Source organism: Blautia wexlerae, assembly GCF_013300825.1.
GTDB lineage: Bacteria > Bacillota > Clostridia > Lachnospirales > Lachnospiraceae > Blautia_A > Blautia_A wexlerae_B.
Genome location: NZ_JAAIMY010000065.1, coordinates 1 through 3,694, shown reverse-complemented (window position 1 = coordinate 3,694; position 3,694 = coordinate 1). Strand labels below are relative to the sequence as shown.

Genomic DNA, 3,694 nt, shown 5'->3' with positions numbered 1-3,694 from the left:
ACGTACGGTTCTGATGGGGACTCAAGGGGAGGTTCCTTGGGTCTACCTACTTTGTGGTAACATTCCAGTATAAATCGGATGCAGAGTGGTTCTATGAACATCTGATTAAAAAACTCTCGGGGTCAGACCCCATGAAGATGAAAACGGCAATTATTGAAATGGTGTCTGGGGCAGCTGTAGAAGTGGATGTAACATCTTTTCAGAATGATATGGTTGGATTTGCGAATAAAGATGATGTTATTACTTATTTGCTCCATCTTGGATATTTGGGATATAATCAGAATGCCAGAAAAGCCTTTATTCCAAATGAAGAAATACGACAGGAACTTACTCATGCGGTAAAAAGAAAAAATGGAATAAGAATGCCAAGACAGCGTTACAGTAGATAAAAGAGAGAAAATATCCCGAATCAATAAAACAGTATACAGGTGATATTTTACTGGTTGGGGTAAATTATGATAAGAAGACGAAGAAGCATCAGTGTTTGATAGAATCATATGAGAAGCGAGAAAGGTAAGGGAAATCAGGAGGAAATGTTAAATAATGACTTATTATGATCAGGAAAATCAGTTCCTGCGGCAGCGTTTGCAGAAAGAAATTCCGATTTTGACAGCATTAATACAGAATTTATATAAGGAACTGGACCGGAAGTTTCATTTAAACGGAGCAAAAGTACCAGTGACATTTGGATTTGATACAGATTCCTTGGGATCCTACACAAGACGGAGTTCCCATGAAGATGAGCATTTTCATTTTTCATTGCTCTTTATTGCATATGGAGTGAAGAATCCATTGTCAAAGGAAGAGCGTATTGATTTATTTAAGCATGAGTATGCGCATTACATGCAGTACAATATGCAGATACCTGAGAAGTATAAATGGCAGACAGGAACACATGGAAGTGCATGGAAATATTGCTGTTCTCTTATAGGAGCCGCTCCGACACCTTATTATAAGGCAGGAGAAGCACTGATGGATCATAACTATGACAAGGTTTTGAAGAATCGGATTCATGATAAGACAGTACCGCTCCGGGATACTTATCAACGTTTGCAGAAAGCGCAGAAAGAAAGGAACGAAGTTGTTCAATATAAGATTGGAGACAGCGTTACACATCCGAAATTCGGGAATGGAATTGTAGAAAAAATTAATCCGAGGTCTGGCGGAGTTCATCTCCATATCCGTTTTGATGGTGAGGTGAAATGTATAGATCAGAAGTGGCTGACGAGGAGAAAATATATATGAAAAAGTGGAACATTTCTGAATTTAAAATGCTATAGAATCTTATTATCACGAAAAGCAGGAGAAGCCCAAATGAGTACAAATTACAAACCGAAGAGCCTATAGCGCAGTGAGAAAATTACGATCAATATTCTACAGGATATTGCAACACTGCGGGGTCAGACCCCATGAAGAAGAAATGATTTTTTTCTAAAGAAACTATAAACGAAAACGAGAGCATAGGCTAACTCCTGATCTCCTTACAACGCTGGAAGAGGGATTCAAAGAATTCTTCGAGAAGGAAGTGCCGGGTAATCCACTAAAGGCAGAATATCTGATTCCTATCTTCATCGGTGAACTGCTGGAGCATGGGAAGATATCTGTGAAGGTTCTGAAAACAAATGATACATGGTATGGCATGACCTATCACGAGGATGCCGTTTAGTTCGGTAGTGATGTGGACATTCAAAGAAAAGACAGGAAACGGCTGGAAGAAGATACTGTGGTATAGCGGGAAGATAGCGTTCATCTTTTCGGTAAGCATTGAGATGCTGCAATTATTGCCTAGATTGGGTACGTTTTAGCTATCGGATATCTTCTACAATACAGTAGGTGGAGTGCTCGGTGGTTTGGTGTACTATGTGACGATGAAAGCAAGAATGGTCTTAAATATATAACCTCCATGCCTGGACTTCAACAGCGGCTTCAGGTAGCACACATAGAGCTTTCACCGCAGACAAAGAAGGAACTGGATGAGAGATTTGTCCTGATCTATACAGGGCAGAGGCGTCTGGCGAGAAATCTTCTCCGTGATGTGGTGGGACGCTATGTGGGCAATGAACCGGACAGTCTGTTTGCGTTGGAGGAGATCCAGAAAACAGCAGTACTGATAGATTGCTGCACAATCATACTTATTCCTGTATCTCTCAAATGCGGAGATACAGGAGTAATTTACAGGCTCTCTTTCTTGTCCATCCGGCAGCGTTTATCCAGGTGGCGGTTGATCAGAAGCAGGAATACAATTGTTGAGAGGACAGAAGAGATTCCGTCAGCAACAGGTTCTGCGAAAAAAGCCGCTTTTGCACCAAAGAAAGAAGGCAGGACAGCTGCACTGATCACAAAAAGAGATTTTCTGGTAACGGAGAGCGCAAGTCCTGTCTTTGGACATTCCAGGGCAGTCAGCCCGTCTACAAAGACATACTGGAAGCTTAGCGGAATGATCATCAGTGTATAGGTACGGATGACCCAGACAGAGAATCTGATATACTGTGGATCAGTGGTAAACAGAAGAACAAAGTACCGGGGAATAAACCGGGAGAGAAGGAACATGATGGTGGTAAAGATAAGCATTACTCCCAGAATGTTCCTTTCTGCGTCCTTGACCCTGTTTACGCATCTGGCACCGTAATTGTAGCTCAGGATTGCCTGTGTACCTCCGCTGATCCCGATCATAGGTGAGGTGATCAGAAGCAGATAGCTTTGAGCAATGGTGGCACAGGTGATCAGCATATCGCCCAGGGAAGCACCACCATATTTCTGGAGCACTGTATTCATAAAGATCAGGATCAGGCTGTCTGTGGCCAGGATCAGAAAAGGAGAAAATCCCAGGGAAAGGATTTTCCTTATGACTTTTAAGTTGTACTGTCCGAAGGTAATCTTTACAGGAACCTTTTTTCCCAATAAGAAGGTCATTGCAAAGATGCAGGAGAGTATCTGCGAAATAACGGTTGCAATGGCAGCACCGGAAATTCCCATATGAAAACCAAAAATAAAAATCGGGTCTGACAGGATGTTACATCCTGCGCCGATCAGTACGGTAAACATTCCCACAAGGGGGAATCCCTGACAGTTGATAAAGTAATTAAGCCCTGTAGCCATCAGTGCGAAAAAGGTACCTGTTGTATAAATAGTCAGGTAGGTATTGGCAAAGGGAAAAGTAGCCCCACTTGCGCCAAACAACATAAGCAGCTTATCTTTTAGCAGAAGAAAGCTGACAGTCAGCAGAACAGAAAAAATACTGAGCATCAGAAAAGAATTTGCCAGTACCTGTTCTGCTTTTTTGTGATTCTTTTCGCCCATTCGGATTCCCATGGTAATGGAACCTCCGATTCCTACCAGGGTGCCAAAAGAAGTGAGAAGTGTAACGATAGGACCGCATATGCCTGCACCTGCAAGAGCCAGTGCGCCATTTTCGGAAATATGTCCGATATACATCCTGTCAATAATACTGTAAAGTACATTGACAAATTGCGCGGTCATAGAAGGGATGGCAAGCTGGAGCACCAGAGTGCGTACGGGTGCCTTGCCAAGATTTGCTGTTGTGTTCATTTTAATTTTCCTCATCCATTCGACAGGGACTGCCGCACTTGCATGTGCAGCAGCCCCTGTATATTAATCATTGTCAATTTTAACAGATACCCTTAATTTCCAGCCTGGAATAGCCCTAAAAGCATCTCGGGCTGGAAATTTACAT

Annotated in this window: 4 protein-coding genes; 3 read left to right on the top strand and 1 reads right to left on the bottom strand. The window is 42.4% G+C overall.

All coding sequences use genetic code 11. The features are described from left to right. Positions 1–131: 131 nt before the first annotated feature. The 3 genes from G4417_RS16325 (at position 132) to G4417_RS16315 (ending at position 1,666) form a co-directional block, all read left to right on the top strand. A complete protein-coding gene (locus G4417_RS16325; protein WP_173684124.1) occupies positions 132–389 on the top strand; it encodes a hypothetical protein in 258 nt (85 codons plus the stop codon). Between the two features lie 154 nt (positions 390–543). Next, complete coding sequence (locus G4417_RS16320; RefSeq protein ID WP_173684125.1) at positions 544–1,245, top strand: hypothetical protein; 702 nt, start codon at positions 544–546, stop codon at positions 1,243–1,245. 280 nt (positions 1,246–1,525) lie between these two features. Beyond that, the gene (locus tag G4417_RS16315; RefSeq protein ID WP_330598408.1) at positions 1,526–1,666 is read left to right on the top strand and encodes a hypothetical protein; all 141 of its coding nucleotides are present in this window, start codon (positions 1,526–1,528) and stop codon (positions 1,664–1,666) included. Between the two features lie 506 nt (positions 1,667–2,172). On the opposite strand, the gene G4417_RS16310 is transcribed toward G4417_RS16315, so the two are convergent. Beyond that, positions 2,173–3,549, bottom strand: a complete 1,377-nt coding sequence (locus G4417_RS16310) for an MATE family efflux transporter (RefSeq protein WP_173684126.1) — start codon at positions 3,547–3,549, stop codon at positions 2,173–2,175. Positions 3,550–3,694 lie beyond the last annotated feature (145 nt).

Coding starts and splice junctions, on each gene's coding strand:
- G4417_RS16325 (WP_173684124.1), top strand. CDS start 132: ATGAAGATGAAAACGGCAATTATTGAAATGGTGTCTGGGGCAGCTGTA.
- G4417_RS16310 (WP_173684126.1), bottom strand. CDS start 3,549: ATGAACACAACAGCAAATCTTGGCAAGGCACCCGTACGCACTCTGGTG.
- G4417_RS16320 (WP_173684125.1), top strand. CDS start 544: ATGACTTATTATGATCAGGAAAATCAGTTCCTGCGGCAGCGTTTGCAG.